This is a genomic window from Burkholderiales bacterium, assembly GCA_015075645.1.
In the GTDB taxonomy this organism is placed as follows: Bacteria; Pseudomonadota; Gammaproteobacteria; order Burkholderiales; family Casimicrobiaceae; genus VBCG01.
In genome coordinates this window covers 387,387-410,392 of the sequence record JABTUF010000005.1, presented here as the reverse complement: position 1 = coordinate 410,392, position 23,006 = coordinate 387,387, and the positions used below count along the sequence as shown (strand labels likewise).

Annotated in this window: 36 protein-coding genes and 2 pseudogenes; 34 read left to right on the top strand and 4 right to left on the bottom strand. The window is 68.2% G+C overall.

What is annotated here, in order from left to right; all coding sequences use genetic code 11:
- Nucleotides 1–22: 22 nt before the first annotated feature.
- Nucleotides 23–493, top strand: coding sequence for a 30S ribosomal protein S7 (gene rpsG, locus HS109_15305; protein ID MBE7523733.1), 471 nt, complete (start codon nt 23–25; stop codon nt 491–493).
- 121 nt (nt 494–614) lie between these two features.
- Nucleotides 615–2,738, top strand: a pseudogene (fusA, locus tag HS109_15300) (elongation factor G).
- Nucleotides 2,739–3,058: 320 nt separating this feature from the next.
- Here fusA and HS109_15295 read toward each other — a convergent pair.
- Nucleotides 3,059–3,286, bottom strand: coding sequence for a hypothetical protein (locus HS109_15295; GenBank protein ID MBE7523732.1), 228 nt, complete (start codon nt 3,284–3,286; stop codon nt 3,059–3,061).
- 15 nt (nt 3,287–3,301) lie between these two features.
- Between HS109_15295 and HS109_15290 the strand changes: the two are divergent.
- The 31 genes and pseudogenes from HS109_15290 (at nt 3,302) to galE (ending at nt 19,514) form a co-directional block, all read left to right on the top strand.
- Nucleotides 3,302–3,945: pseudogene (locus HS109_15290) on the top strand (hypothetical protein).
- 102 nt (nt 3,946–4,047) lie between these two features.
- Complete coding sequence (gene rpsJ, locus HS109_15285) at nt 4,048–4,359, top strand: 30S ribosomal protein S10 (GenBank protein MBE7523731.1); 312 nt, start codon at nt 4,048–4,050, stop codon at nt 4,357–4,359.
- Between the two features lie 159 nt (nt 4,360–4,518).
- Nucleotides 4,519–5,175 carry a 50S ribosomal protein L3 gene (gene rplC, locus HS109_15280; GenBank protein MBE7523730.1) on the top strand — a complete coding sequence of 219 codons (657 nt, stop codon included), beginning with the start codon at nt 4,519–4,521 and terminating at the stop codon, nt 5,173–5,175.
- A gap of 2 nt (nt 5,176–5,177) precedes the next feature.
- Nucleotides 5,178–5,801, top strand: a complete 624-nt coding sequence (gene rplD, locus HS109_15275) for a 50S ribosomal protein L4 (GenBank protein ID MBE7523729.1) — start codon at nt 5,178–5,180, stop codon at nt 5,799–5,801.
- Entirely contained in the window at nt 5,798–6,127 is a 330-nt protein-coding gene (gene rplW, locus HS109_15270) for a 50S ribosomal protein L23 (GenBank protein ID MBE7523728.1), read from the top strand. The genes rplD and rplW overlap by 4 nt, the downstream gene beginning before the upstream one ends.
- Nucleotide 6,128: 1 nt before the next feature.
- Nucleotides 6,129–6,962, top strand: a complete 834-nt coding sequence (gene rplB / locus HS109_15265) for a 50S ribosomal protein L2 (protein MBE7523727.1) — start codon at nt 6,129–6,131, stop codon at nt 6,960–6,962.
- A 3-nt stretch (nt 6,963–6,965) separates the two neighbouring features.
- A complete protein-coding gene (gene rpsS, locus HS109_15260; protein MBE7523726.1) occupies nt 6,966–7,268 on the top strand; it encodes a 30S ribosomal protein S19 in 303 nt (100 codons plus the stop codon).
- A gap of 8 nt (nt 7,269–7,276) precedes the next feature.
- Nucleotides 7,277–7,618 carry a 50S ribosomal protein L22 gene (gene rplV, locus HS109_15255; protein ID MBE7523725.1) on the top strand — a complete coding sequence of 114 codons (342 nt, stop codon included), beginning with the start codon at nt 7,277–7,279 and terminating at the stop codon, nt 7,616–7,618.
- A 9-nt stretch (nt 7,619–7,627) separates the two neighbouring features.
- A complete protein-coding gene (gene rpsC, locus HS109_15250) occupies nt 7,628–8,347 on the top strand; it encodes a 30S ribosomal protein S3 (GenBank protein ID MBE7523724.1) in 720 nt (239 codons plus the stop codon).
- Nucleotides 8,331–8,744 carry a 50S ribosomal protein L16 gene (gene rplP / locus HS109_15245; GenBank protein MBE7523723.1) on the top strand — a complete coding sequence of 138 codons (414 nt, stop codon included), beginning with the start codon at nt 8,331–8,333 and terminating at the stop codon, nt 8,742–8,744. The genes rpsC and rplP overlap by 17 nt, the downstream gene beginning before the upstream one ends.
- 11 nt (nt 8,745–8,755) lie before the next feature.
- Nucleotides 8,756–8,962, top strand: coding sequence for a 50S ribosomal protein L29 (rpmC, locus tag HS109_15240; protein MBE7523722.1), 207 nt, complete (start codon nt 8,756–8,758; stop codon nt 8,960–8,962).
- Complete coding sequence (rpsQ, locus tag HS109_15235; GenBank protein MBE7523721.1) at nt 8,959–9,243, top strand: 30S ribosomal protein S17; 285 nt, start codon at nt 8,959–8,961, stop codon at nt 9,241–9,243. The genes rpmC and rpsQ overlap by 4 nt, the downstream gene beginning before the upstream one ends.
- 252 nt (nt 9,244–9,495) lie before the next feature.
- Nucleotides 9,496–9,864 carry a 50S ribosomal protein L14 gene (rplN, locus tag HS109_15230; GenBank protein MBE7523720.1) on the top strand — a complete coding sequence of 123 codons (369 nt, stop codon included), beginning with the start codon at nt 9,496–9,498 and terminating at the stop codon, nt 9,862–9,864.
- A gap of 11 nt (nt 9,865–9,875) precedes the next feature.
- On the top strand, nt 9,876–10,193 hold the full coding sequence (gene rplX, locus HS109_15225; protein MBE7523719.1) for a 50S ribosomal protein L24: 318 nt from the start codon (nt 9,876–9,878) through the stop codon (nt 10,191–10,193).
- Nucleotides 10,194–10,203: 10 nt separating this feature from the next.
- A complete protein-coding gene (gene rplE, locus HS109_15220; GenBank protein MBE7523718.1) occupies nt 10,204–10,743 on the top strand; it encodes a 50S ribosomal protein L5 in 540 nt (179 codons plus the stop codon).
- 11 nt (nt 10,744–10,754) lie between these two features.
- Complete coding sequence (rpsN, locus tag HS109_15215) at nt 10,755–11,060, top strand: 30S ribosomal protein S14 (protein ID MBE7523717.1); 306 nt, start codon at nt 10,755–10,757, stop codon at nt 11,058–11,060.
- A 19-nt stretch (nt 11,061–11,079) separates the two neighbouring features.
- The gene (gene rpsH, locus HS109_15210) at nt 11,080–11,475 is read left to right on the top strand and encodes a 30S ribosomal protein S8 (protein MBE7523716.1); all 396 of its coding nucleotides are present in this window, start codon (nt 11,080–11,082) and stop codon (nt 11,473–11,475) included.
- A gap of 10 nt (nt 11,476–11,485) precedes the next feature.
- Nucleotides 11,486–12,013 (top strand): 50S ribosomal protein L6, encoded by a 528-nt coding sequence (gene rplF, locus HS109_15205; GenBank protein MBE7523715.1) that lies wholly within the window; start codon nt 11,486–11,488, stop codon nt 12,011–12,013.
- 21 nt (nt 12,014–12,034) lie between these two features.
- A complete protein-coding gene (gene rplR / locus HS109_15200) occupies nt 12,035–12,388 on the top strand; it encodes a 50S ribosomal protein L18 (protein ID MBE7523714.1) in 354 nt (117 codons plus the stop codon).
- Between the two features lie 12 nt (nt 12,389–12,400).
- Complete coding sequence (gene rpsE, locus HS109_15195; GenBank protein MBE7523713.1) at nt 12,401–12,934, top strand: 30S ribosomal protein S5; 534 nt, start codon at nt 12,401–12,403, stop codon at nt 12,932–12,934.
- Between the two features lie 2 nt (nt 12,935–12,936).
- Complete coding sequence (gene rpmD / locus HS109_15190; protein MBE7523712.1) at nt 12,937–13,122, top strand: 50S ribosomal protein L30; 186 nt, start codon at nt 12,937–12,939, stop codon at nt 13,120–13,122.
- A 21-nt stretch (nt 13,123–13,143) separates the two neighbouring features.
- Nucleotides 13,144–13,575, top strand: coding sequence for a 50S ribosomal protein L15 (gene rplO / locus HS109_15185; GenBank protein ID MBE7523711.1), 432 nt, complete (start codon nt 13,144–13,146; stop codon nt 13,573–13,575).
- Nucleotides 13,576–13,597: 22 nt separating this feature from the next.
- Complete coding sequence (gene secY, locus HS109_15180) at nt 13,598–14,923, top strand: preprotein translocase subunit SecY (GenBank protein MBE7523710.1); 1,326 nt, start codon at nt 13,598–13,600, stop codon at nt 14,921–14,923.
- Nucleotides 14,923–15,141 carry a translation initiation factor IF-1 gene (gene infA / locus HS109_15175; GenBank protein MBE7523709.1) on the top strand — a complete coding sequence of 73 codons (219 nt, stop codon included), beginning with the start codon at nt 14,923–14,925 and terminating at the stop codon, nt 15,139–15,141. The genes secY and infA overlap by 1 nt, the downstream gene beginning before the upstream one ends.
- 97 nt (nt 15,142–15,238) lie before the next feature.
- A complete protein-coding gene (gene rpmJ / locus HS109_15170; GenBank protein ID MBE7523708.1) occupies nt 15,239–15,352 on the top strand; it encodes a 50S ribosomal protein L36 in 114 nt (37 codons plus the stop codon).
- 56 nt (nt 15,353–15,408) lie between these two features.
- On the top strand, nt 15,409–15,792 hold the full coding sequence (gene rpsM, locus HS109_15165; GenBank protein ID MBE7523707.1) for a 30S ribosomal protein S13: 384 nt from the start codon (nt 15,409–15,411) through the stop codon (nt 15,790–15,792).
- Between the two features lie 15 nt (nt 15,793–15,807).
- Nucleotides 15,808–16,218 (top strand): 30S ribosomal protein S11, encoded by a 411-nt coding sequence (rpsK, locus tag HS109_15160; protein ID MBE7523706.1) that lies wholly within the window; start codon nt 15,808–15,810, stop codon nt 16,216–16,218.
- Between the two features lie 31 nt (nt 16,219–16,249).
- A complete protein-coding gene (gene rpsD / locus HS109_15155) occupies nt 16,250–16,873 on the top strand; it encodes a 30S ribosomal protein S4 (GenBank protein ID MBE7523705.1) in 624 nt (207 codons plus the stop codon).
- A gap of 87 nt (nt 16,874–16,960) precedes the next feature.
- A complete protein-coding gene (rpoA, locus tag HS109_15150) occupies nt 16,961–17,938 on the top strand; it encodes a DNA-directed RNA polymerase subunit alpha (protein ID MBE7523704.1) in 978 nt (325 codons plus the stop codon).
- Nucleotides 17,939–18,008: 70 nt separating this feature from the next.
- Nucleotides 18,009–18,404 (top strand): 50S ribosomal protein L17, encoded by a 396-nt coding sequence (gene rplQ, locus HS109_15145; GenBank protein MBE7523703.1) that lies wholly within the window; start codon nt 18,009–18,011, stop codon nt 18,402–18,404.
- A 99-nt stretch (nt 18,405–18,503) separates the two neighbouring features.
- Nucleotides 18,504–19,514: a UDP-glucose 4-epimerase GalE gene (gene galE / locus HS109_15140; GenBank protein MBE7523702.1), complete on the top strand. Its 1,011-nt coding sequence runs from the start codon at nt 18,504–18,506 to the stop codon at nt 19,512–19,514.
- A gap of 95 nt (nt 19,515–19,609) precedes the next feature.
- Here galE and HS109_15135 read toward each other — a convergent pair whose 3' ends face one another.
- The 3 genes from HS109_15135 to HS109_15125 form a co-directional block, all read right to left on the bottom strand.
- Entirely contained in the window at nt 19,610–20,407 is a 798-nt protein-coding gene (locus tag HS109_15135; protein ID MBE7523701.1) for an ABC transporter ATP-binding protein, read from the bottom strand.
- Nucleotides 20,408–20,414: 7 nt separating this feature from the next.
- A complete protein-coding gene (locus tag HS109_15130) occupies nt 20,415–21,188 on the bottom strand; it encodes an ABC transporter permease (protein ID MBE7523700.1) in 774 nt (257 codons plus the stop codon).
- A 132-nt stretch (nt 21,189–21,320) separates the two neighbouring features.
- Nucleotides 21,321–22,265 carry an ABC transporter substrate-binding protein gene (locus HS109_15125; GenBank protein ID MBE7523699.1) on the bottom strand — a complete coding sequence of 315 codons (945 nt, stop codon included), beginning with the start codon at nt 22,263–22,265 and terminating at the stop codon, nt 21,321–21,323.
- A gap of 141 nt (nt 22,266–22,406) precedes the next feature.
- Between HS109_15125 and HS109_15120 the strand changes: the two genes are divergently transcribed.
- The gene (locus HS109_15120; protein MBE7523698.1) at nt 22,407–23,000 is read left to right on the top strand and encodes a HutD family protein; all 594 of its coding nucleotides are present in this window, start codon (nt 22,407–22,409) and stop codon (nt 22,998–23,000) included.
- The last annotated feature ends 6 nt before the right edge of the window (nt 23,001–23,006 follow it).

The following is a 23,006-nucleotide window of genomic DNA, read 5'->3' as shown; positions in this document are numbered from 1 at the left end:
GACGAAGGAACGCGGAGACACCATGCCCCGACGCAGAGAAGTCCCCAAGCGCGACATCCTGGCCGACCCCAAGTACGGCTCGGTCGAGGTCGCCAAGTTCATGAACGTGCTGATGACCGCCGGCAAGAAGTCGGTGGCCGAGCGCATCGTCTACGGCGCGTTCGATTCGATCAGCAAGAAGGGCGGCAAGGATCCGCTGGAAGTCTTCACGCAGGCGCTGCAGAACGCCAAGCCGATGGTCGAGGTCAAGAGCCGTCGCGTCGGTGGCGCCAACTTCCAGGTTCCCGTCGAGGTCCGCCCGGTCCGCCGCGTCGCGCTCGCGATGCGCTGGCTGCGCGAGGCCGCGCGCAAGCGCGGCGAGAAGTCGATGGGCGCCCGCCTCGCCGGCGAACTGCTCGACGCTTCCGAGGGCCGCGGCGGCGCGGTGAAGAAGCGCGAGGAAGTCCACCGCATGGCCGAGGCGAACAAGGCGTTCTCGCATTTCCGTTTCTGACCGCCGCGAGCGCGCCTTGCCCTACGACGCCCCGAACGACCGACAACAACAGCCCCCAGCGACAGGACGGCCCGCCGCCCCGCGCAGCAGCACCGCGGAATCCGCGCGCCGGAACACGACAGTGCCAAGAACCACGCCCATCGAGCGGTACCGGAACATCGGCATCAGTGCGCACATCGATGCCGGGAAGACCACGACCACCGAGCGCATCCTGTTCTACACCGGCGTCTCCCACAAGCTGGGCGAGGTCCACGACGGCGCAGCGGTGATGGACTGGATGGAGCAGGAGCGCGAGCGCGGCATCACGATCACGTCGGCCGCGACGACCTGCTTCTGGAAGGGCATGGACGGCAAGTTCCCCGAGCACCGGATCAACATCATCGACACGCCGGGGCACGTCGACTTCACGATCGAGGTCGAGCGCTCGATGCGCGTGCTCGACGGCGCCTGCATGGTGTACGACTCGGTCGGCGGCGTGCAGCCGCAGTCGGAGACCGTCTGGCGCCAGGCGAACAAGTACCGGGTCCCGCGGCTCGCGTTCGTCAACAAGATGGACCGCGTCGGCGCGAACTTCTTCAAGGTCCACGACCAGATGAAGACGCGCCTCAAAGCGAACCCGGTGCCGATCCAGGTGCCGATCGGCGCCGAGGACACGTTCGCCGGCGTCGTCGACCTCGTCCGCATGAAGGCGATCACCTGGGACGAGGCGTCGCAGGGGACGAAGTTCGAGGTGAGCGACATCCCCGCCGATCTCGTCGACGTCGCGAAGGAATGGCGCGAGAAGATGGTGGAGAGCGCCGCCGAGGCGAACGAGGAGCTGATGAACAAGTACCTCGAGTCGGGCGAGCTCTCGGCCGAGGAGATCAAGCTGGGCCTGCGCCTGCGCACGATCGCGAACGAGGTCGTGCCGATGCTGTGCGGCACCGCGTTCAAGAACAAGGGTGTGCAGGCGATGCTCGACGCCGTGATCGACTACCTGCCCGCGCCGAGCGACATCCCGCCGGTCACCGGCGAACTCGAGGACGGCAAGGAGGGCGAGCGCAAGGCCAACGACGCAGATCCGTTCTCCGGACTCGCGTTCAAGATCATGACCGATCCGTACGTCGGGCAGCTCGTGTTCTTCCGCGTCTATTCGGGCGTCGTGAACTCGGGCGACACGATCTACAACCCGGTGAAGGGCCGAAAGGAGCGCATCGGGCGGATCCTGCAGATGCACGCCAACCAGCGCGAGGACATCAAGGAAGTGCGCGCGGGCGACATCGCGGCCGCGGTCGGCCTGAAGGAGGCGACCACCGGCGACACGCTCTGCGACCCGGGCAAGATCATCACGCTCGAGAAGATGGTGTTCCCCGAGCCGGTGATCCACGTCGCCGTGGAGCCGAAGACCAAGGCCGACCAGGAGAAGATGGGCATCGCCCTCAACCGCCTGGCGCAGGAGGACCCGAGCTTCCGCGTTCGCACCGACGAGGAGTCGGGCCAGACGATCATCTCCGGCATGGGCGAGCTGCACCTCGAGATCCTCGTCGACCGCATGAAGCGCGAGTTCGGCGTCGAGGCGAACGTCGGCGCGCCGCAGGTGGCCTACCGCGAGACCATCAGCAGGACGGTCGAGCACGACTACACGCACAAGAAGCAGACCGGCGGCTCCGGCCAGTACGGCAAGGTCGTGGGCTACATGGAGCCGACCGCCGAGGGCGAGCCCGAGATGGTCTACGAGTGGAAGGTCACCGGCGGCAACATCCCGACCGAGTTCACCCCCTCGGTCGAGAAGGGCTTCAAGGCGCAGATGGCCAAGGGTCGCCTCATCGGCTTCCCCGTCGTCAACGTGAAGTTCGTCGTCCTCGACGGCGCGAGCCACGCGGTCGACTCGTCCGACAACGCCTTCCAGGCGGCCGGTCGTGGCGCTTTCCGCCAGGCCTAACCGCAGGCCAAGCCCGTCATCCTCGAGCCCATCATGAAGCTCGCGTGTGAGGGTCCGGGCGAGTTCTCGGGCGCCATCATGCGCACCATCAACCAGCGCCGCGGCATCCTCATCGGCTCCTCGGAAGAGGACGGCTTCGCCCGCGTCGAGGCCGAGGTGCCGCTCTCCGAGATGTTCGGCTACTCGACCGTGCTGCGGTCGGCGACCCAGGGCAAGGCGGAGTTCTCCATGGAGTTCTCCAAGTACGCCCCGGTGCCCCCCGACGTCAGCAAGGTGTTGCGCGAGGAGTTCGGCAGCAAGCTCGCCGTCGAAGACGACGAGTGATCCCTGGGCTTCGCGCGACCTGGCCACCGAGCCAGGCCGCGTGAGCCGCGCTCCGGTTGCCACGACACAAGGCCCGGCTCGAAAGAGTCCGGGCCTTTGTCTTTCGAGGCAACCGGCGGCCGAATAGACCTCCGAACCGGCAACAACCACGGAGTCACGGAGATGGCACGGAGCAGGTCTCCTCGGGGCGCTTACCCCGTGCCCTCCGTGTGACTCCACGCCTCCGTGCTTCCTCGTTTCTCGCCCCCGGGCGCACCGGTGCACCTCGAGGTCCACCACCGCCGTCGTCGCCCTCCGCCCTTCTGTCCTCGAGGCGGCCGCTACGCCTTGACCGACCTCCGCGAGTGCGACGCGTCCAGAGAACGCCTCACCGCGGCGAGCAGCTCGTGGCGCGCGACCGGCTTGACCAGGAAGACCTGGTTCGGGTCGAGCTCGAGCGCAGTCCCGAAGATGTCCGGGCTGTAGCCGCTCGTCATGATGACGGCGAGGCCCGGATCCTGGCTCTGCAAGCGACCCGCGAGGTCGCGGCCCGACAGACCGGCCGGCATCACGAGGTCTGTCAGCTGGCGCTAGACGGGAGATGGGAGGTCGATCTCAAGCTGGCGGAGGCGCTGGACAGTTACATACCGGAGCCGAAGCGGGCGGTGGACGGTCCGTTTCTGATGCCGGTGGAGGACGTGTTCTCGATTTCGGGCCGCGGGACGGTGGTGACGGGCCGGGTGGAACGCGGGATCGTGAAGGTGGGCGACGAGCTGGAGATCGTGGGGCTGAAGCCGACGGCGAAGACGGTGTGCACGGGGTGGAGATGTTCCGCAAGCTGCTCGATCAGGGGCAGGCCGGGGACAACGTCGGGGTGCTGCTGAGGGCACGAAGCGTGAGGAGGTGGAGCGGGGCAGGTGCTGTCGAAGCCGGCTCGATCACGCCGCACACGAAGTTCAGCTGCGAGGTGTACGTGCTGTCGAAGGACGAGGGAGGCCGGCACACGCCGTTTTTCCCGGGGTACCGGCCGCAGTTCTATTTCCGGACGACGGACGTGACGGGGAGCTGCGAGCTGCCTGCGGGGACGGAGATGGTGATGCCCGGGGACAACATCGGGATGGTGGTGACGCTGATTGCGCCGATCGCGATGGAGGAGGGGCTGCGCTTCGCGATCCGCGAGGGTGGCCGGACGGTGGGCGCCGGGGTGGTGGCGAAGGTCATCGAGTGACAGTTGGCAGTTGACAGTTGGCAGTTGGCAGCAAGAGCGGCGCAGCGGCGTCGCGACTGACAACCGACAACTGACTCCTGACTGCTGGCCGAAGGAACACACATGCAGAACCAGAGAATCCGCATCCGTCTCAAGGCGTTCGACTACAAGCTGATCGACCAGTCGGCGCTCGAGATCGTCGAGACGGCGAAGCGTTCGGGCGCGGTCGTGCGCGGCCCGGTGCCGCTGCCGACGAAGATCGAGCGCTTCGACGTCCTGCGCTCGCCGCACGCGAACAAGACCTCGCGCGACCAGTTCGAGATCCGCACGCACCTGCGCCTGATGGACATCATCGACCCGACCGACAAGACGGTCGACCAGTTGATGAAGCTCGACCTGCCGGCGGGGGTGGACGTGGAGATCAAGCTGCAGTGAGGAAGTAAGGGAAGGGAGAAGAGGGAAGGGAGAAGGGTGATCGGCCGGCGCGGCGCACCCTTCCCCCTTCACCCTTCCCCCTTCCCGCCATGACGCCGGCCAATAGCAGCCGGCACCGCCTCCGCGAGGAAGCGGCCAAGACCAAGAGAGGTAATGGACATGTCACTCGGACTCGTCGGACGCAAGGTCGGGATGACCCGCGTGTTCGCGGAGGACGGCACCGCCGTTCCCGTGACCGTGCTGGACGTCGGCGGCAACCGCGTCACCCAGATCAAGAGCCGGGAGACCGACGGCTACGTGGCCGTGCAGGTCGCCTACGGAAAGCGCCGCCCGTCGCGCGTGGCGAAACCGCTGGCGGGACACGTCGCGAAGGCCGGCGTGGAAGCCGGCGAGTTGCTGCGCGAGTTCCCGGTCAGCGCGGACGTCGCCTCGCAGCTCAAACCGGGCGACGTGGTCGGCGCGGACACGTTCTCGGCCGGCCAGCTCGTCGACGTGACCGGCACGACCAAGGGTCGCGGCTTCACCGGCGTGATCCGCCGCCACAACTTCAGCTCGAACCGAGCGTCGCACGGCAACTCGGTGTCGCACAACACGCCGGGCTCGATCAGCATGGCGCAGGATCCGGGCCGCGTGTTCCCGGGCAAGCGGATGGCCGGACAGTACGGCAGCGCGACGCGCACCGTGCAGACGCTGCCTGTCGTCCGTGTCGACAAGGAGCGCGGCCTGCTGCTCGTCCGGGGCTCGGTCCCGGGCGCGGACGGCGGCGCGGTGATCGTGCGTCCCTCGGTGAAGACGCCGGCGAAGAAGGGGGCGTGACGATGGAACTCGAGCTCATCCACCAGGACGGCCAGGCGCCCACGAAGGTCGCCGCCTCCGACGAACTGTTCGGCCGCGCCTACAACGAGGCGCTGATCCACCAGGTCGTCACCGCCTACCGGGCGAACGGCCGGCAGGGCACGCGCGCGCAGAAGTCGCGCGGCCAGGTCAACAAGTCGCACAGGAAGCCGTGGAAGCAGAAGGGCACCGGCCGCGCGCGCGCGGGCCAGGCGAACAGCCCGCTGTGGCGCGGCGGCGGCAGGATCTTCCCGAACCTGCCCGACGAGAACTTCGAGCAGAAGGTCAACCGCAAGATGTACCGCGCCGGAATCGCGTCGATCCTGTCGCAACTCGTGCGCGAGGAGCGCCTGAAGGTGATCGACGCGATCGCCGCCGATTCCCCGAAGACGCGGGCGTTCGCGAAGAAGGTGAAGAGCCTGGGTCTCGAGGGCACGGTACTCGTCGTGACCGACCGGCTCGACGAGAACGTGTTCCTCGCGTCGCGCAACCTGCCGGACGTGCTGGTCCTGGAGGCGCGCGAGGTGGATCCCGTGAGCCTCGTCCGTTTCAACCACGTGCTGCTCACGAAGGCGGCCGTCGGCCAGTTCGAGGAGATGCTCGGATGAACGCGCCCCGCACCACCGCCCCCACGAAGTTCGCGCAGGAGCGGCTGATGACCGTGCTGCTCGCCCCGATCATCTCGGAGAAGGCGACGATGCTCGCGGACAAGCACGAGCAGGTCGTCTTCCGCGTCGCGCAGGACGCGACGAAGCCCGAGGTGAAGGCCGCGGTCGAGCTGATGTTCAAGGTCCAGGTCGACAGCGTCCAGATCAGCAACGTGCGCGGCAAGGAGAAGCGGTTCGGCCGTTTCGTCGGCCGTCGCCGCCACTGGAAGAAGGCGTACGTGTGCCTGAAGGCCGGCCAGGAAATCAACTTCGCGCAGGAGGCCTGAGATGGCACTCGTCAAAGTCAAGCCGACCTCCGCCGGGCGCCGCACGCTCGTCAAGGTCGTCAACCCGGCCCTGCACAAGGGCCGGCCGGTCGACGCGCTCACCGAGTCGCAGAAGCGCGGGTCGGGCCGCAACAACCACGGCCACATCACGACGCGGCACAAGGGCGGCGGACACAAGCACCACTACCGGATCATCGACTTCCGCCGCGACAAGGACGGCATCCCGGCGAAGGTGGAGCGGCTCGAATACGATCCGAACCGCAGCGCGAACATCGCGCTCCTCTGCTACAGGGACGGCGAGCGGCGCTACATCATCGCTCCGCGCGGCGTCGCGGTCGGCACCGAGCTCGTGTCGGGCGGTGAGGCCGGCATCAAGCCGGGCAACGCGCTGCCGCTGCGGAACATCCCGGTCGGCACGACGGTGCACTGCGTCGAGCTGCAGCCGGGCCGCGGCGCCCAGCTCGCGCGCTCGGCCGGCGCGGCGGTGCAGGTGCTCGCCCGCGAAGGCATCCACGCGCAGCTCCGGCTCCGTTCCGGCGAGATCCGCAAGGTCCACGTCGACTGCCGCGCGACCATCGGCGAGGTCGGCAACGAGGAACACAGCCTGCGCTCGATCGGCAAGGCCGGCGCGAACCGCTGGCGCGGCATTCGTCCGACGGTGCGCGGCATCTCGATGAACCCGGTCGACCACCCGATGGGTGGCCGCACCAACGGCGGCGGCGGCTGGCACCACCCGGTCTCGCCGTGGGGCACGCCGGCGAAGGGCTACAAGACGCGCAAGAACAAGCGCACGGACGGCATGATCGTCCGCCGCCGGCACGCGACGAAGGGATAAGCGATGGCACGTTCGATCAAGAAGGGACCGTTCGTCGACCTGCACCTGCAGTCGAAGGTGGAGGCCGCGCGCGCGACCAACGACAAGAAGCCGATCAAGACCTGGTCGCGCCGCTCGACCGTCACGCCCGACTTCGTCGGCCTGACGATCGCCGTGCACAACGGCAAGCAGCACATCCCGGTCTACGTGTCCGAGAACATGGTCGGCCACAAGCTGGGCGAGTTCGCGATGACGCGCACCTTCAAGGGACACTCGTCCGACAAGAAGGTCGCGACGCCCGCGAAGCCGCCGGCGAAGAGGAAGTGAGGGACGCGATGGAAACCCAAGCCACGCTGCGCGGCGTCCGCCTGTCGGCCCAGAAGGGCCGGCTCGTCGCCGACCAGATCCGCGGGATGCCGGTCGGCCGCGCGCTCGATCTCCTCGCGTTCTCGCCGAAGAAGGGCGCGAAGATCATCCGGAAGGTCCTCGAGAGCGCGATCGCGAACGCCGAGCACAACGACGGCGCGGACATCGACGAACTCAAGGTCACGACGATCTACGTCGACCGGGCCGAGACGCGGAAGCGCATGAGCGCCAGGGCCAAGGGCCGCGGCAACACGATCGGCAAGCAGACCTGCCACATCCACGTCGTCGTCGGCGACGGGAAAGCCAAGTAAGGGACCGACATGGGTCAGAAAATCCATCCGACCGGCTTCCGCCTCGCGGTCACGCGCAACTGGTCGTCGCGCTGGTACGCCAACAGCAAGAACTTCGGCGCCACGCTCGGCGAGGACATCCGCGTCCGCGAGTACCTGAAGCGCAAGCTGTCGCACGCCTCCGTCGCGCGCATCACCATCGAGCGTCCGGCCAAGAACGCGCGTATCACCGTCCACAGCGCCCGTCCGGGCGTGGTGATCGGCAAGAAGGGCGAGGACATCGAGACGCTGCGCGCCGACCTGCGCCGCATGATGGGCGGGGACGTGGGCCTCAACATCGAGGAGATCCGCAAGCCCGAGATCGACGCGCAACTCGTCGCGGAGTCGATCGCGCAGCAGCTCGAGAAGCGGATCATGTTCCGCCGCGCGATGAAGCGCGCGATGCAGAACGCCATGCGCCTGGGCGCGCAGGGCATCAAGGTGATGAGCGCCGGGCGGCTCAACGGCGCCGAGATCGCGCGGAGCGAGTGGTACCGCGAGGGACGCGTGCCGCTGCACACGCTGCGCGCCGACATCGACTACGGGTTCGCCGAGGCGCGCACGACCTACGGCAAGATCGGCATCAAGGTCTGGGTGTTCAAGGGCGAGGTGATGGCGCACAACGCGGAACCGGCGGCGGCGCCGGCGCCGGCCCCCGAAGCGCCGAAGCGGCCGCGCCGCGCAGGAGCGAAGAATGCTGCAGCCAGCTAGAAGGAAGTACCGCAAGGAACAGAAGGGCCGCAACACCGGGCTCGCGACGGTCGGCGCCAAGGTGTCGTTCGGCGAGTACGGCCTGAAGGCGACCACCCGAGGCCGTCTCACCGCTCGCCAGATCGAGGCGGCGCGGCGGGCGATGACGCGCCACATCAAGCGCGGCGGCCGCATCTGGATCCGCATCTTCCCGGACAAGCCGGTGTCGAAGAAGCCGGCGGAAGTCCGCATGGGCAACGGCAAGGGCAACCCGGAGTACTGGGTCGCCGAGATCCAGCCCGGCAAGGTGCTCTACGAGATGGACGGCGTCGACGAGGCGCTGGCCCGGGAGGCGTTCGCGCTCGCGGCGGCGAAGCTGCCGCTCCGGACCGCGTTCGTCCACCGCCTGGTGAGCTGACGGAGGCCGACGTGAAGCGATCGGAAGCGAAGAAGGCCCTCAGGGCGAAGTCGGCGGCGGAACTCGCCACCGAGTTGAACGCGCTCTACAGGGAGCAGTTCGGCCTGCGGATGCAGAAGGCGACGCAGCAATTGCAGAACCCGGCGAAGCTCAAGGACGTCCGGCGCGGCATCGCCCGGGTGAAGACTCTCATCGGACAGAAGGCGGGCCAGGCATGAACGACCAGGCGACGCAGGGCGCGGCGCGGAAGACCGGTCACACGCTGACCGGCCGCGTCGTCAGCGACAAGATGAACAAGACGGTCACGGTGCTGGTCGAGCGCCGGGTCCGCCATCCGCTGTACGGCAAGATCATCACGCGTTCGCACAAGTATCACGCGCACGACGAGGGCAACGAGTGCAAGTCGGGCGACCTGGTCGAGATCGAGGCCACCCGCAAGCTCTCGAAGACCAAGGCCTATCGCGTGTCGAAGGTGCTGGAGAAGGGGCAGATCGCCTGATCGGCGGGCGTCTGCGGATCGGGCGGGCGCGGGCCCGCAGGGTCGCCGGGGGCGGGCGCCGCAGGACTTGCGAAACCAGAGGTTCCCTGCCATAATAGCGGATTCTCCGCGCTGGGCGCTGGACGGTCGGCCCCCGGGCGGAATCCTCCCCGTACGGGGTCCAAAACTGGCCGCGCGAGGTCGCCCGCGGGCCGGGCCGGTGCGCCGGCCCCGGCGCCGCGAACGCGGATCAAGTTGGAGAGCGTGTCAGTCATGATCCAGATGCAGACGGTGCTGGACGTCGCCGACAATACGGGCGCGCGTTCGGTCATGTGTATCAAGGTGCTGGGCGGCAGCAAGCGCCGCTACGCGCACATCGGCGACGTGATCAAGGTGAGCGTCAAGGACGCCGCGCCGCGCGGTCGCGTCAAGAAAGGCGAGATCTACAACGCCGTGGTCGTGCGGACGCGCCAGGGCGTGCGCCGCGACGACGGCGCCCGCGTGCGTTTCGACGGCAACGCGGCGGTCCTGCTCAATCCCAAGCTGGAGCCGATCGGCACGCGCATCTTCGGGCCGGTGACGCGCGAGTTGCGCACCGAGCGATTCATGAAGATCGTGTCGCTCGCGCCCGAAGTCCTGTAAGGAGCGTCGCCATGCGCAAGATCAGGAAGGGCGACAACGTCGTCGTGCTCACGGGCCGCGACAAGGGCAAGCGCGGCGACGTCTCGCGCGTCGTCGATGCCTCGCACGTCGTCGTCAACGGCGTCAACACGGTGAAGCGCCACACGCGGCCGAACCCGCTGAAGAACCAGCCGGGCGGCATCGTGACGCGGGAAGTCCCGATCCACGTCTCGAACGTGGCGATCTGGAACCCGGTCACGCAGAAGGCGGACCGCGTGGGCTTCCGTACGCTGGAGGACGGCCGCAAGGTCCGCTTCTTCAAGTCGAACGGCGAGCAGATCGGGGCATGAGGAGAGAACGATGGCCCGCCTGAAGGATTACTACCGCAAGGAAGTCGTGCCCGCGCTGGTCAAGCAGTTCGGCTACGCGTCGGTGATGCAGGTTCCCCGGATCGAGAAGATCGTCCTCAACATGGGCGTCGGCGAGGCGACGGGCGACAAGAAGTTCCTCGAGAACGCGGTCGCCGACATGCAGAAGATCGCCGGCCAGAAGCCGGTGGTGACGAAGGCCCGCAAGGCGATCGCCGGGTTCAAGATCCGCGAGGGCTACCCGATCGGCTGCATGGTGACGCTGCGGCACGACCGCATGTACGAGTTCCTCGACCGGCTGATCTCGATCGCGCTGCCCCGCGTCCGCGACTTCCGCGGCGTGTCGGGGCGCGGCTTCGACGGCCAGGGGAACTACAACATGGGCGTCAAGGAACAGATCATCTTCCCGGAGATCGAGTACGACAAGATCGACACGCTCCGCGGGATGAACATCACGATCACGACGAGCGCGAAGTCCGACGCCGAAGCCAAGGCGCTGCTCTCCGCGTTCCGTTTCCCGTTCAAGAACTGAGAGCCCACGCCATGGCCAAGCTGGCTGTGATCAACCGCAACGAGAAGCGCAAGAAGCTGGTCGCGAAGTACGCGAAGCGGCGGGCCGCCCTCGAGGCGATCGTCGACAACGCCCGCGCCTCCGACGAGGACCGCTACGCGGCGCGCCTGAAGCTGCAGCAACTGCCGCGCAACGCCAACCCGACGCGCGTGCGCAGCCGCTGCTCGCTCACGGGCCGCCCGCGCGGCGTCTACTCGAAGTTCGGCCTCGGCCGCAGCAAGCTGCGCGACTACATCATGCGCGGCGAGGTGCCCGGCGTCGTCAAGGCCAGCTGGTAACGGATGCACGAGGTGAAGCATGAGCATGACTGATCCCATCGCCGACATGCTGACGCGCATCCGCAACGCGCAGATGATCGAGCGGGCCACGGTCGAGATGCCCTCGTCCAAGGTCAAGGTCGCGATCGCGAAGGTCCTCAAGGACGAGGGCTACATCGACGGCTTCAAGCTCGGCGGCGAGGACGCCAAGCCGGTCCTCGAGATCGCGCTGCGCTACCACGCCGGCCGTCCGGTGATCGAGCGCATCGAGCGCGTGAGTTCGCCGGGGCTCCGCGTCTACCGCGGCAAGGACGAGATGCCGCGCGTGATGAACGGGCTCGGCATCGCGATCGTGTCTACCTCGCGCGGCGTGATGACCGACCGCAAGGCGCGGGCCGATGGCGTCGGAGGCGAAGTCCTCTGCATCGTCGCGTAACGGAGCCCCCATGTCCCGCATCGGCAATCAACCCATTGCGCTGCCCGCGAAGGTCGAGGTGACCATCGCCGGCGACGAGATCACCGTGAAGGGTCCGCTGGGCTCGCTGTCGCGCCGCGTCGCGGCCGGCGTCACGGTGCAGAAGGAAGGCGGCTCGATCGTCTGCAAGGCGGCGGGCCCCGAATCGCGGGCGCTGCACGGCACGACGCGCGCCCTCCTCGCCAACATGGTCCGCGGCGTCTCGCAGGGCTTCGAGAAGAAGCTGACGCTGGTCGGCGTCGGCTTCCGGGCGCAGGCCGCGGGCGACAAGCTCAACCTGTCGCTCGGCTTCTCGCATCCGGTGGTGCACGTGCTGCCGAAGGGCGTGAAGGCGGAGACCCCGGCCCAGACCGACATCGTGGTCAAGGGCATCGACCGCCAGCAGGTCGGCCAGGTCGCCGCGGAGATCCGCGCCTATCGCCCGCCCGAGCCGTACAAGGGGAAGGGCGTGCGCTACGCGGACGAGCGCGTCGTGCTCAAGGAAACGAAGAAGAAGTAGAGACCGTCTCGAGGTGCCACGATGAACAAGAAGCAGGCCCGCATCCGCCGCGCGCGCCAGACGCGGATCCGCATCGCCCTCCAGGGCGCGACGCGGCTCGTCGTCAGCCGGTCGAACGCGCACATCTACGCGCAGATCGTGGCGCCGGACGGCGCGCACGTGCTCGCGAGCGCCTCGACGCTCGAGGGCGAGGTGCGCAAGGACCTCGCGAACGGCGGCAACACGGCGGCCGCGACGGTGGTCGGCAGGAAAATCGCGGAGCGCGCGAAGGCGCTCGGCATCGAACAGGTCGCGTTCGACCGCTCGGGCTATCGCTTCCACGGGCGCGTCAAGGCGCTCGCCGAGGCGGCGCGCGAAGGCGGCCTCAAGTTCTAGGAACGAGAATCCATGGCGAACCCACGCAGCAACGCTCCCAGGCAGCAGCAGGCGGACGACCGCGGCGACGGCCTGCGGGAGAAGATGATCAGCATCAACCGCGTCACGAAGGTCGTGAAGGGCGGACGCATCATGGGCTTCGCGGCGCTGACCGTGGTCGGCGACGGTGACGGCCGCGTCGGCATGGGCAAGGGCAAGGCGAAGGAGGTTCCGGTCGCGGTGCAGAAGGCGATGGAGCAGGCCCGCCGCAACATGGTGAAGGTGCGGCTTCGCAAGGGCACGCTGCACCACGCGGTCGAGGGCCGCCACGGCTCGACGCGCGTCTACATGCAGCCGGCTTCCGACGGCACCGGCGTGATCGCCGGGGGTGCGATGCGCGCCGTGTGCGACGTCGTGGGCGTCACCAACGTGCTCGCCAAGTGCCATGGGCCCACCAACCCGTACAACGTGGTGCGCGCGACGCTGAACGCGCTCGAGTCGATCAGCTCCCCGGCCGACATCGCCGCGAAGCGAGGCAAGACGGTCGAAGAGATCCTGGAGGCGTGAGGATGAGCGCGAAGAAGACGATGAAGGTCACGCTGGTGCGCGCCACGCCGCGCACGCGCGCCGACCATCGCGCCACCGTGCGGGGGCTGGGCCTCAAGTGGACCAACCACACGGTCGAGGTCGAGGACACGCCGTCGGTGCGCGGCATGGTGAACAAGGTGAGCTACCTCGTGAAGATCACGGGGTAGGACGAGCGAGCGGAGCGAAGCATGCGTCTCAACACGATCAAGCCGGCGGCGGGCAGCAACAAGCCGCGCAAGCGCGTGGCGCGGGGGATCGGCTCGGGCTCGGGCAAGACCGCCGGCCGCGGCCACAAGGGGCAGTCGTCCCGCTCGGGCGGCTTCCACAAGGTCGGGTTCGAGGGCGGCCAGATGCCGCTGCAGCGGCGCCTGCCGAAGCGCGGCTTCGTGTCGATGTCGCGCGACGACACCGCCGAGGTGAGGCTGTCCGAACTCGCGCGGCTGCCGGTAGCCGACATCGACCTCCTCGCGCTCAAGGCGGCGGGCATCGTCCCGGCGACCGCGAAGGCGGCGAAGGTGATCCGGACGGGCAAGCTCGAGAAGGCGGTGAAGCTCTCGGGCGTGCTGGTGACCAAGGGTGCCCGGGCGGCGATCGAAGCCGCCGGCGGCAGCGTCGAATAGGCCGGGCGGGACGAGCGACGACGTGGCGACGACGGTCAATCCTGCGCTGAAGGGCGGCTCGCGGTACGCCGATCTCAAGCGGCGGCTGTGGTTCCTGCTCGGGGCGATGGTCGTCTACCGGATCGGGACGCACATTCCGGTGCCGGGCATCAATGCGCAGGTGCTCGAGGACCTGTTCCGCTCGCAGCAGGACGGCATCCTCGGCCTGTTCAACGTCTTCTCCGGGGGTGCGCTGTCGCGCTTCTCGATCTTCGCGCTCGGGATCATGCCGTACATCTCGGCGTCGATCATCATGCAGCTCTGCACGGTGGTCGTCCCGTCGCTCGAGGCCTTGCGGAAGGAAGGGGAGGCGGGCCGGCGCAAGATCACGCAGTACACGCGCTACGGGACGCTCGGGCTGTCGTTCTTCCAGGCGCTCGGCATCTCGCTCGCGCTCGAATCGCAGGCGGGCCTCGTGCTCGACCCGGGACTGGGGTTCCGGGTGATTTCGGCCGTCACGCTCGTCACCGGCACGATGTTCCTGATGTGGCTCGGCGAGCAGATCACGGAGCGCGGGCTGGGCAACGGCATTTCGCTCATCATCTTCGCGGGCATCGCCGCGGGGCTCCCCAACGCGATCGGGCTGACGCTCGAGCAGGCGCGGACCGGCGCGTACTCGATCCCGCTGGTGCTGGGCATCGCCGCGCTGGTGGTGCTCGTCACCGCGTTCGTCGTGTACGTCGAGCGGGCGCAGCGCAAGATCCTGGTCAACTACGCCAAGCGCCAGGTCGGCAACCGCGTCTACCAGGGCCAGAGTTCGCACCTGCCGCTCAAGCTCAACATGGCCGGGGTGATCCCGCCGATCTTCGCGTCGTCGATCATCCTGTTCCCGGCCACGCTGGCGCAGTGGTTCGGCACCGGGGAAGGGACGATCTGGCTGCGCGACGTGGCCGCGGTGCTGAGCCCCGGCCAGCCGGTCCACGAGATCCTGTACGCGGCGGCGATCATCTTCTTCTGCTTCTTCTACACCGGGTTGCAGTACAACCCGAAGGAGACGGCGGACAACCTGAAGAAGAGCGGCGCGTTCATCCCGGGCTACCGGCCGGGCGAGCAGACCGCGAAGTACATCGAGAAGATCACGATGCGCCTGACGCTCATCGGCTCGCTCTACCTCGTGATCGTGTGCTTCATCCCGAACTTCCTGATCGCCTGGAAGAACGTGCCGTTCTACTTCGGAGGCACGTCGCTCCTGATCATCGTGGTCGTCACGATGGACTTCATGACGCAGGTGCAGGCCTACATGATGTCGCAGCAGTACGAGAGCCTGCTCAAGAAGGCGAACTTCAAGGGCGGAGTCCCGAGCCGCTGATGGCCAAGGAAGACACGATCCAGATGCAGGGGGAGGTGGTGGAGATGCTGCCGAACGCCACCTTCCGCGTGAAACTCGAGAATGGACACGTGGTGCTGGGCCACATCTCCGGGAAGATGCGGATGCACTACATCAAGATCCTGCCCGGCGACAAGGTCACGGTGGAGATGACGCCCTACGACCTGTCGCGCGCGCGGATCACGTTCAGGGCGAAGTGATTCAGCAGTCAGTTGACAGTTGTCAGTTGACAGTAGCATCGGCGATACCGGTGGCGCGCCGTCGAAGGCGCGGCGGGACGGCGGCGAGGAGAGCGAGATGAAGGTACTGGCGAGCGTGAAGAAGATGTGTCGCAACTGCAAGATCATCAAGCGCCACGGCGTGGTGCGCGTGATCTGCACGGAACCGCGCCACAAGCAGCGGCAGGGCTGAATCCACTGTCAACTGACAACTGTCAACTGACAACTGAATAGAGCAGGAGCGAAGCGATGGCTCGTATCGCGGGCGTCAACATCCCCAACCACCAGCACGCGGTGATCGCGCTGCAGGCGATCTACGGCATCGGCCCGGCGCGCGCGAAGGCGATCGTCGCGGCCGCCGGCGTGGTGCCGTCGACCAAGATCAAGGACCTGAACGACACGCAGATGGACAAGCTGCGCGAACAGGTCGGCCGGTTCGCGGTCGAGGGAGACCTCCGCCGCGAGACGACGATGAACATCAAGCGGTTGATGGACCTCGGCTGCTACCGCGGCGTGCGCCATCGCAAGGGACTGCCGGTGCGCGGCCAGCGCACGCGGACCAACGCGCGCACCCGCAAGGGTCCGAAGAAGGGCCGCACCGTCGCGCTGTCGAAGGCAGCGCCGGCGAAATAAACAGGAACCCCGACGATGGCACAGCAACCGTCCCAGAAGGCCGCCATGGCGGCGCGCGCCCGGAAGAAGGTCAAGAAGAACGTCTCCGAGGGCATCGCGCACATCCACGCGTCCTTCAACAACACGATCATCACGATCACCGACCGTCAGGGCAACGTGCTCTCCTGGGCCACCTCCGGCGGCGCCGGATTCAAGGGCTCGCGGAAATCGACCCCGTTCGCGGCGCAGGTCGCGGCCGAGGCCGCCGGCCGCGCGGCGCAGGAGTGCGGCGTCCGGAACCTCGAGGTCCGCATCAAGGGGCCGGGCCCGGGTCGCGAGTCGGCGGTCCGGGCGCTGAACGCGCTCGGATTCAAGATCGCGTCGATCTCCGACGTGACCCCGGTGCCGCACAACGGCTGCAGGCCGCCGAAGCGGCGCCGCGTCTGATTCCCCAACCTTCGATCACTGGATAGCGACTGTGGCCAGATATACCGGACCCAAGTGCAAGCTGGCGCGACGGGAGGGAACCGATCTCTTCCTGAAGAGCGCGCGTCGATCGCTCGACTCCAAGTGCAAGCTCGAGATGAAGCCCGGCCAGCACGGGCAGAAGTCGGGCATGCGCATGTCCGACTACGGCAACCAGCTTCGCGAGAAGCAGAAGCTCCGCCGCATCTACGGACTGCTCGAGCGCCAGTTCCGCCGTTACTTCGTCGAGGCGGCCCGCCGCAAGGGCTCGACCGGCGAGAACCTGCTGAAGCTCCTCGAGTCGCGGCTCGACAACGTCGTCTACCGGATGGGTTACGGCTCGACCCGCGCGGAGGCGCGACAGCTCGTGACGCATGGCGCGATCCTCGTGAACGGCAAGCGCGTGAACGTCCCGTCGGCGCTGTGCCGTACCGGCGACGTCGTGTCGGTCGCCGAGAAGGCGAAGGCGCAGCTCCGGATCACCGATTCGCTGCAGCTCGCCGAGAAGGTGGGTTTCCCGGCATGGGTCGACGTCGATCCGAAGAAGCTGCAGGGCACGTTCAAGGGCGCGCCCGACCGCTCCGAGTTCGGCCAGGACATCAACGAGAGCCTCGTCGTCGAGTTGTACAGCAAGTAAAGGCCCGGTGCAGGTCCGGTCGCGCCGCGTCGTGGCGACGCGACCGACGCCGGGCGACGCGTTTTTCCTCTTTCACGAGGATTCCGAATGCAAAGCAACGTTCTCCTCAAGCCGCGCATCATCGATGTCCAGAGCATGTCTCCGTTCCACGCGAAGGTCGTGATGGAACCGTTCGAGCGCGGCTACGGCCACACGCTCGGCAATGCGCTGCGCCGTGTCCTGCTGTCGTCGATGCCGGGATACGCTCCGACCGAGGTCCGCATCTCGGGCGTGCTGCACGAGTACTCGGCGCTCGACGGCGTGCAGGAAGACGTCGTCGACATCCTCCTCAACCTGAAGGGTGTCGTGCTGAAGCTGCACAACCGCGACCACGTCGTGCTGAAGCTCGCCAAGTCGGACGAGGGCGCCGTGACGGCGGCCGACATCGAGCCGAACCACGACGTCGAGATCATCAACCCCGAACACGTGATCGCCCACCTGACGGCGGGCGGCAAGCTCGAGATGGAGATCCGGGTCGACAAGGGCCGCGGCTATCAGCCGGCGACCTCGCGCGTGAAGCCGGAAGGCGGCCGTTCGATCGGTTCGATCCTGCTCGACGCGTCGTTCTCGCCGGTCCGCCGCGTCAGCTACGCCGTGGAGAGCGCGCGGGTCGAGCAGCGCACCGACCTCGACAAGCTCGTGCTGGACATCGAGACCAACGGCGTGGTCGAGCCGGAGCAGGCGGTCCGCTACGCGGCGAGCGTGCTGGTCGAGCAACTGTCGGTGTTCGCCGACTTGAAGGGCACGGATGTCCCGGTGGCGGAGCGCAGCTCGCCGCAGGTCGATCCGCTCTTGCTGCGTCCGGTCGACGACCTCGAACTCACGGTGCGCTCGGCCAACTGTCTCAAGGCCGAGAACATCTACTACATCGGGGACCTGATCCAGCGCACCGAAACCGAGCTCCTCAAGACGCCGAACCTCGGCCGCAAGTCGCTGAACGAGATCAAGGAAGTGCTCGCCTCGCGCGGGCTCTCCCTCGGCATGAAACTCGAGAACTGGCCGCCGGCCGGACTCGACCGTCCGTAACCCCGAACAAGCAAAGAAGAAGAACCGAGCGCCGTGCGAATCGGCGCCGTCACGCTGAAGGGCCGAAACCATGCGTCACCGCCACGGACAACGCAAGCTCAACCGCACCAGCAGCCATCGCGTCGCGATGCTGCGGAACATGACCAACTCGCTCTTCACCCACGAGGCGATCAAGACCACGCTCCCGAAGGCCAAGGAGCTGCGCAAGGTCGCCGAGCCGCTGATCACGCTGTCGAAGGAGCCGACGCTCGCGAACCGCCGCCTCGCGTTCGACCGGCTGCGCGACCGCGGCGTCGTGACCAAGCTCTTCGCCGAGCTGGGCCCGCGCTACAAGGCTCGTCCGGGCGGCTACCTGCGGATCCTGAAGTTCGGCTTCCGCCAGGGCGACAACGCGCCGATGGCGCTCGTCGAGCTCGTCGACCGGCCGCTGGCGGCCGAAGCGGGCGAGGACGCGAAGGCGGAGTAACGCCGCCGCGTCGCACGAGCGAAGGCCGGGCCGCGCGCCCGGCCTTCGCGCATCCGGGCCTGCGGATGCGCCGGGCCGCGTCGTGTACGATGCGGCCCCATGGACGGAAAGATCCTCGTGACGGGAGGAGCGGGGTTCATCGGGTCGCACGTCGTCGTCGCGCTCGCCCGGTCCGGCGTCGAGCCGCTCGTCATCGACACCTTCGTCAACAGCTCGCGGTCGGTCGTCCCGCGGCTTTCGGAGCTGTGCGGTCGCCCGGTCGAGGTGATCGAAGCGGACGTGCGCGACACCGAGGCGCTGCGCCGGATCTTCCACGACCACGCCATCTCCGGCGTCGTCCACTGCGCGGGACTCAAGGCGGTCGCGGAAGGCGAGGAACGGCCGCTCGCGTATTGGGACGTCAACGTCGGCGGCACGGTCGCGCTCGCCGAGGTGATGGGCGAGGCGGGCGTCGCGCGACTCGTCTACTCCAGTTCGGCGACCGTCTACGGGCAGCCGGACGTGCTTCCGGTCCCCGAGGACGCCCCGCTCAAGCCGCACAGCGTGTACGGCCGCACGAAACGGTCCGCCGAGGACTTCCTGCGCGACCTCGCGCGCGCCAACGCGAACTGGCGCATCGGGATCCTGCGCTATTTCAATCCGGCCGGGGCGCATCCCTCCGCGCGCATCGGCGAGGCTCCCGCCGCCCGCCCGCAGAACCTCGTGCCGCTCCTGTGCCGGATCGCAGCCGGCGAGATCGGCGAGCTCCGGGTGTTCGGCAGCGACTGGCCCACGGAGGACGGAACCTGCGTGCGCGACTACCTGCACGTGCAGGACCTCGCCGAAGGGCATGTCGCCGCGCTGGCCCACCTCGCGACCGCCCCGGGCGCCGCGACGTTCAACCTCGGCATGGGGCGCGGCTGGTCGGTGCTGCAGGTGGCGCACGCCTTCGAGCGCGCGTGCGGGCGGCGCATCGCCCGGATGTTCGCGGCGCGGCGCCCCGGCGACGTCGCGTGCATCTACGCCGACCCCTCGCGCGCGGAAACGCAGCTCGGGTGGCGCGCGACGCGCGATCTCGAGACCATCTGCGCCGACGCGTGGCGCTGGCAGCAAGCCGGCGGGCGCTACTGAGGCGCCGCGGCGCGGCCGCGCGCGATCATCGAGGGGAGAAGCGCATCGTCGCGACGATCGCCGCGCGGTCCGAGGTTGCGTCACCGCGGCGGAGGTCAATCACCGGCGAACGCGGCGCCTTCGACCTTCAGCGCCTCGGCGCGGATCTCCTCGGTGAGCCGCGCCTTGAGCGAGGAGAACGACGGCGTCGTCTTCACCGTGTAGTGGCGCGGGTGCGCGAGCGGCACCGCGACGTCGGCCTTGATGCGGCCGGGGCGCGCGCTCATCACGACGACGCGGCTCGCCATGAAGATCGCCTCCTCGATGTCGTGCGTGACGAACAGCACGGTCGTCTTCTCGCTCTCCCAGATCGCGAGGAGCAGCTCCTGCATCAGGCCGCGCGTCTGGTGGTCGAGCGCGCCGAACGGCTCGTCGAGCAGCAGGATCTTCGGCGCGTTCGCGAGCGCGCGCGCGATCGCGGTCCGCTGCTGCATCCCGCCCGACAGCATCTTCGGGTAGTGGCGGGCGAAGCCGTCGAGGCCCACCTTGTGGATCCAGTGGGCGGCGATCGACGCCTGCTCGGAGGCGGGCAGGCCCTTCTCGTTCAGGCCGAAGCGCACGTTCTCCTCGACGGTGAGCCAGGGAAAGAGCGTGTAGCTCTGGAACACCATGCCGCGGTCGGCGCCCGGGCCGGTCACTTCGACGTCATCGAGGAGCACGCGGCCGGTCGTCGGGCGGTCGAGTCCGGCGACGATCCGCAGCAGCGTCGACTTGCCGCAGCCCGACGGGCCGAGGATGGTGATGAAGTCGTTGTCCGCGACATCGAGCGAGATCGGCGTCAGCGCGACCGTCGCGGCGCCGCCGCGCACGCCCGGGAACGTGCGTCCGACGGCATCGATGACGAGCTTGCTCATCGACGTCCTACGCGAGGCTCCAGGGGAAGAGCTTCTGGTTCGCGGCCTTGAACGCGAAGTCCGAGACGAGACCGATGAGTCCGATCATGATGATGCCGAAGATGATCTGGCCGGTGTTGAGCAGCGCCTGGCTGTCGGTGATCATGTGCCCGATGCCCGACGACGCGCCGATCAGTTCGGCGACGATCACGTAGGTCCACGCCCATCCGAGCACGAGGCGAAGCGTCTCCGCGATCTGCGGCGCGGCGGAGGGCAGCAGCACACGGCGGACGATGCCGGTCGATCCCGCGCCGAGCGTGTAGGCGGCCTCGACGAGGTCCCGGCGCGTCGAGCCGACGGTGACCGCGACCATCAGCACGATCTGGAAGAAGACACCGAGGAAGATCACCATGAGCTTCTGCGTCTCGCCGATGCCGGCCCACAGGATGAGCAGCGGAATGAACGCCGAGGCGGGCAGGTAGCGCGCGAACGACACGAACGGCTCGAAGAACGCCTCGACCGGCTTGTAGGCGCCCATCGCGATGCCGAGCGGCACGCCGGCGAGCGCGGCCAGCACGAAGCCGCCGAGCACACGCCAGACGGTGATGCCGACGTCGGCCGCGAAGCCGTGCTTCGCGAACAGCGTCCAGCCTTCCTCGAGCATCGTGATCGGGTCGGCGAGGAAGGTCTTCGACACGAAGCCGCCGAAGGTCGCGACGCTCCAGGCCGCGACGAACAGCACGAAGAACGCGATGCCGAGCGCGACCTTGCGCGTCCGGCCAACGGGAACGAGCGGCTTCATGACGCCGTGGCGCGGGCGTCCGCCCGATAGCGCGGGGCCTCGAACGTCGGCCTGAAGGCCGACCCACGGGATGGGGTGGGTCGGGCTTCAGCCCGACGGCGGCGGGACACGAATGTCGGCCTGAAGGCCGACCTACTGGATGAACCGGGTGTCGGCGAGCTTCGAGAGATCGGGGATCGCCTTGATGATGCCGATCTCGAGCAGGAGGTCGGCGGCCTCCTTCGAGAACTGCTGGTGGGGACCGGCGAAGAACGCCTTGTTCGCCGCGCGGTCCTGCCAGCGCAGGTACTTCTGCGACGCCTCGAACTGCTCGCCGGACTGCTTCACGTCCGCGCCCATGATCTCGAAGCTGCGCTTCGGGTCGTTCCGGATCATCTCGACGGCGTCGAAGTAGCCGTCCGCGAGCGCGCGCGCCGCTTTCGGGTTCTCCGCGAGGAACTTCGGCGTGCAGCCGAAGGTGTCCATGATCATCGGGTAGTCGAGCGTCGTCGCGATGATCCTGCCGGCCTGCGGGTTGGACCGGACGGTCGAGAGGTACGGCTCGTAGGTCATCGCCGCGTCGTTCTGGCCGGCGACGAACGCCTGTGCGGCGGGGCCGGGTTCCAGGTTGACCACCGTCACGTCCTTCACCGACAGCCCGTTCTTCTTGAGGAACCAGGCGAGCGTGAAGTACGGCGCGGTGCCGGGCGCCGACGCCGCGACGGTCTTGCCCTTGAGTTCGGCGATCTTCTGGACGTTGTTGCGCACCGCCATGCCGTCGGCGCCGTAGCTCTTGTCCATCTGGAAGATCTGCGTGGTCGGCACGCCGTTGGCGTTCCACACGATCCAGGTCTCGACCGTCGTCGCGGCGCACTGGATGTCGCCGGACGCGATCGCGAGATGACGGTCCTTCTGCGGGATCTTCTTCAGCGAGACGTCGAGCCCGTGCTTCTTGAAGAGTCCGGCTTCCCTGGCGAGCGTGAGGGGCGCGAATCCGGTCCAGCCGGACAGTCCGATCGCCACCTTGGTGTCCTGCGCGGACACGGGCTGGGCGGCGGCGAAGGCCAGGACGGTGAGCGTGACGGCGAGGCGGCGCATGGCGGAAGGCTCCGGGGCAGGCGGGGAAACGAGCATCTTGGCGAGGCGCTTCGCGGCTGTCAACGGACGAAGGTCGCTCGTCGCGATGGCATACAATGCGCCGTCCCGCGCGCCCGGCAGCAGCGCCCGGCCGGGTCCACGATGACGAGCTTCCGCCTGCTTTCCCCGCACGACTTCCGGCGCGTGCCCTGGCGCAACGGCGGTGGCACCACGGCCGAGATCGTCACCTGGCCGGCGGACGCCGGTGGCGATGCGTTCGCCGGGCGCGTGTCGATCGCGAACCTCGACCGGGACAGCGTGTTCTCGGCCTGGCCGGGGATCGACCGGACCTTCGTGCTGCTCGACGGCGACGGCGTCGTCCTGGTCCACGATGGCGCTGAAGTCACGCTGACCGCGCTGCACGATCCGTATCGGTTCTCCGGCGATCGTCCCTCCTCCTGCCGGCTGGTCGGCGGATCCGCCCGCGCGTTCAACCTGATGGTTCGCCGTGGCGAGGCGCGCGGCGAGGTCGTGGTGGCGGGGGGCGCGAGCGCCATCGCGGGGGCATGGCGTTCATGCGTCTGCTACTCGGTGCGCGGAAAGAGCGAGTGCCTGCTCGCGGGCCGGGCGCCGGTGCCCCTCGCCGAAGGGTGCGCCTTCGTCGTCGACGCTCGCGATCCCGAGGCGGCATTGCACGTGAATCCGCTCGAGCGCGGCGCCGTGGCGATCGTCGCGTCGCTCGCGTCTGCAGCGTGAAGGTGA

Excerpts from the sequence above, each read along its gene's own strand:
- rpsG (MBE7523733.1), top strand. The coding sequence starts at position 23 with ATGCCCCGACGCAGAGAAGTCCCCAAGCGCGACATCCTGGCCGACCCC.
- HS109_15295 (MBE7523732.1), bottom strand. The coding sequence starts at position 3,286 with ATGCCGGCCGGTCTGTCGGGCCGCGACCTCGCGGGTCGCTTGCAGAGC.
- rpsJ (MBE7523731.1), top strand. The coding sequence starts at position 4,048 with ATGCAGAACCAGAGAATCCGCATCCGTCTCAAGGCGTTCGACTACAAG.
- rplC (MBE7523730.1), top strand. The coding sequence starts at position 4,519 with ATGTCACTCGGACTCGTCGGACGCAAGGTCGGGATGACCCGCGTGTTC.
- rplD (MBE7523729.1), top strand. The coding sequence starts at position 5,178 with ATGGAACTCGAGCTCATCCACCAGGACGGCCAGGCGCCCACGAAGGTC.
- rplW (MBE7523728.1), top strand. The coding sequence starts at position 5,798 with ATGAACGCGCCCCGCACCACCGCCCCCACGAAGTTCGCGCAGGAGCGG.
- rplB (MBE7523727.1), top strand. The coding sequence starts at position 6,129 with ATGGCACTCGTCAAAGTCAAGCCGACCTCCGCCGGGCGCCGCACGCTC.
- rpsS (MBE7523726.1), top strand. The coding sequence starts at position 6,966 with ATGGCACGTTCGATCAAGAAGGGACCGTTCGTCGACCTGCACCTGCAG.
- rplV (MBE7523725.1), top strand. The coding sequence starts at position 7,277 with ATGGAAACCCAAGCCACGCTGCGCGGCGTCCGCCTGTCGGCCCAGAAG.
- rpsC (MBE7523724.1), top strand. The coding sequence starts at position 7,628 with ATGGGTCAGAAAATCCATCCGACCGGCTTCCGCCTCGCGGTCACGCGC.
- rplP (MBE7523723.1), top strand. The coding sequence starts at position 8,331 with ATGCTGCAGCCAGCTAGAAGGAAGTACCGCAAGGAACAGAAGGGCCGC.
- rpsQ (MBE7523721.1), top strand. The coding sequence starts at position 8,959 with ATGAACGACCAGGCGACGCAGGGCGCGGCGCGGAAGACCGGTCACACG.
- rplN (MBE7523720.1), top strand. The coding sequence starts at position 9,496 with ATGATCCAGATGCAGACGGTGCTGGACGTCGCCGACAATACGGGCGCG.
- rplX (MBE7523719.1), top strand. The coding sequence starts at position 9,876 with ATGCGCAAGATCAGGAAGGGCGACAACGTCGTCGTGCTCACGGGCCGC.
- rplE (MBE7523718.1), top strand. The coding sequence starts at position 10,204 with ATGGCCCGCCTGAAGGATTACTACCGCAAGGAAGTCGTGCCCGCGCTG.
- rpsN (MBE7523717.1), top strand. The coding sequence starts at position 10,755 with ATGGCCAAGCTGGCTGTGATCAACCGCAACGAGAAGCGCAAGAAGCTG.
- rpsH (MBE7523716.1), top strand. The coding sequence starts at position 11,080 with ATGAGCATGACTGATCCCATCGCCGACATGCTGACGCGCATCCGCAAC.
- rplF (MBE7523715.1), top strand. The coding sequence starts at position 11,486 with ATGTCCCGCATCGGCAATCAACCCATTGCGCTGCCCGCGAAGGTCGAG.
- rplR (MBE7523714.1), top strand. The coding sequence starts at position 12,035 with ATGAACAAGAAGCAGGCCCGCATCCGCCGCGCGCGCCAGACGCGGATC.
- rpsE (MBE7523713.1), top strand. The coding sequence starts at position 12,401 with ATGGCGAACCCACGCAGCAACGCTCCCAGGCAGCAGCAGGCGGACGAC.
- rpmD (MBE7523712.1), top strand. The coding sequence starts at position 12,937 with ATGAGCGCGAAGAAGACGATGAAGGTCACGCTGGTGCGCGCCACGCCG.
- rplO (MBE7523711.1), top strand. The coding sequence starts at position 13,144 with ATGCGTCTCAACACGATCAAGCCGGCGGCGGGCAGCAACAAGCCGCGC.
- infA (MBE7523709.1), top strand. The coding sequence starts at position 14,923 with ATGGCCAAGGAAGACACGATCCAGATGCAGGGGGAGGTGGTGGAGATG.
- rpmJ (MBE7523708.1), top strand. The coding sequence starts at position 15,239 with ATGAAGGTACTGGCGAGCGTGAAGAAGATGTGTCGCAACTGCAAGATC.
- rpsM (MBE7523707.1), top strand. The coding sequence starts at position 15,409 with ATGGCTCGTATCGCGGGCGTCAACATCCCCAACCACCAGCACGCGGTG.
- rpsK (MBE7523706.1), top strand. The coding sequence starts at position 15,808 with ATGGCACAGCAACCGTCCCAGAAGGCCGCCATGGCGGCGCGCGCCCGG.
- rpoA (MBE7523704.1), top strand. The coding sequence starts at position 16,961 with ATGCAAAGCAACGTTCTCCTCAAGCCGCGCATCATCGATGTCCAGAGC.
- rplQ (MBE7523703.1), top strand. The coding sequence starts at position 18,009 with ATGCGTCACCGCCACGGACAACGCAAGCTCAACCGCACCAGCAGCCAT.
- galE (MBE7523702.1), top strand. The coding sequence starts at position 18,504 with ATGGACGGAAAGATCCTCGTGACGGGAGGAGCGGGGTTCATCGGGTCG.
- HS109_15135 (MBE7523701.1), bottom strand. The coding sequence starts at position 20,407 with ATGAGCAAGCTCGTCATCGATGCCGTCGGACGCACGTTCCCGGGCGTG.
- HS109_15130 (MBE7523700.1), bottom strand. The coding sequence starts at position 21,188 with ATGAAGCCGCTCGTTCCCGTTGGCCGGACGCGCAAGGTCGCGCTCGGC.
- HS109_15125 (MBE7523699.1), bottom strand. The coding sequence starts at position 22,265 with ATGCGCCGCCTCGCCGTCACGCTCACCGTCCTGGCCTTCGCCGCCGCC.
- HS109_15120 (MBE7523698.1), top strand. The coding sequence starts at position 22,407 with ATGACGAGCTTCCGCCTGCTTTCCCCGCACGACTTCCGGCGCGTGCCC.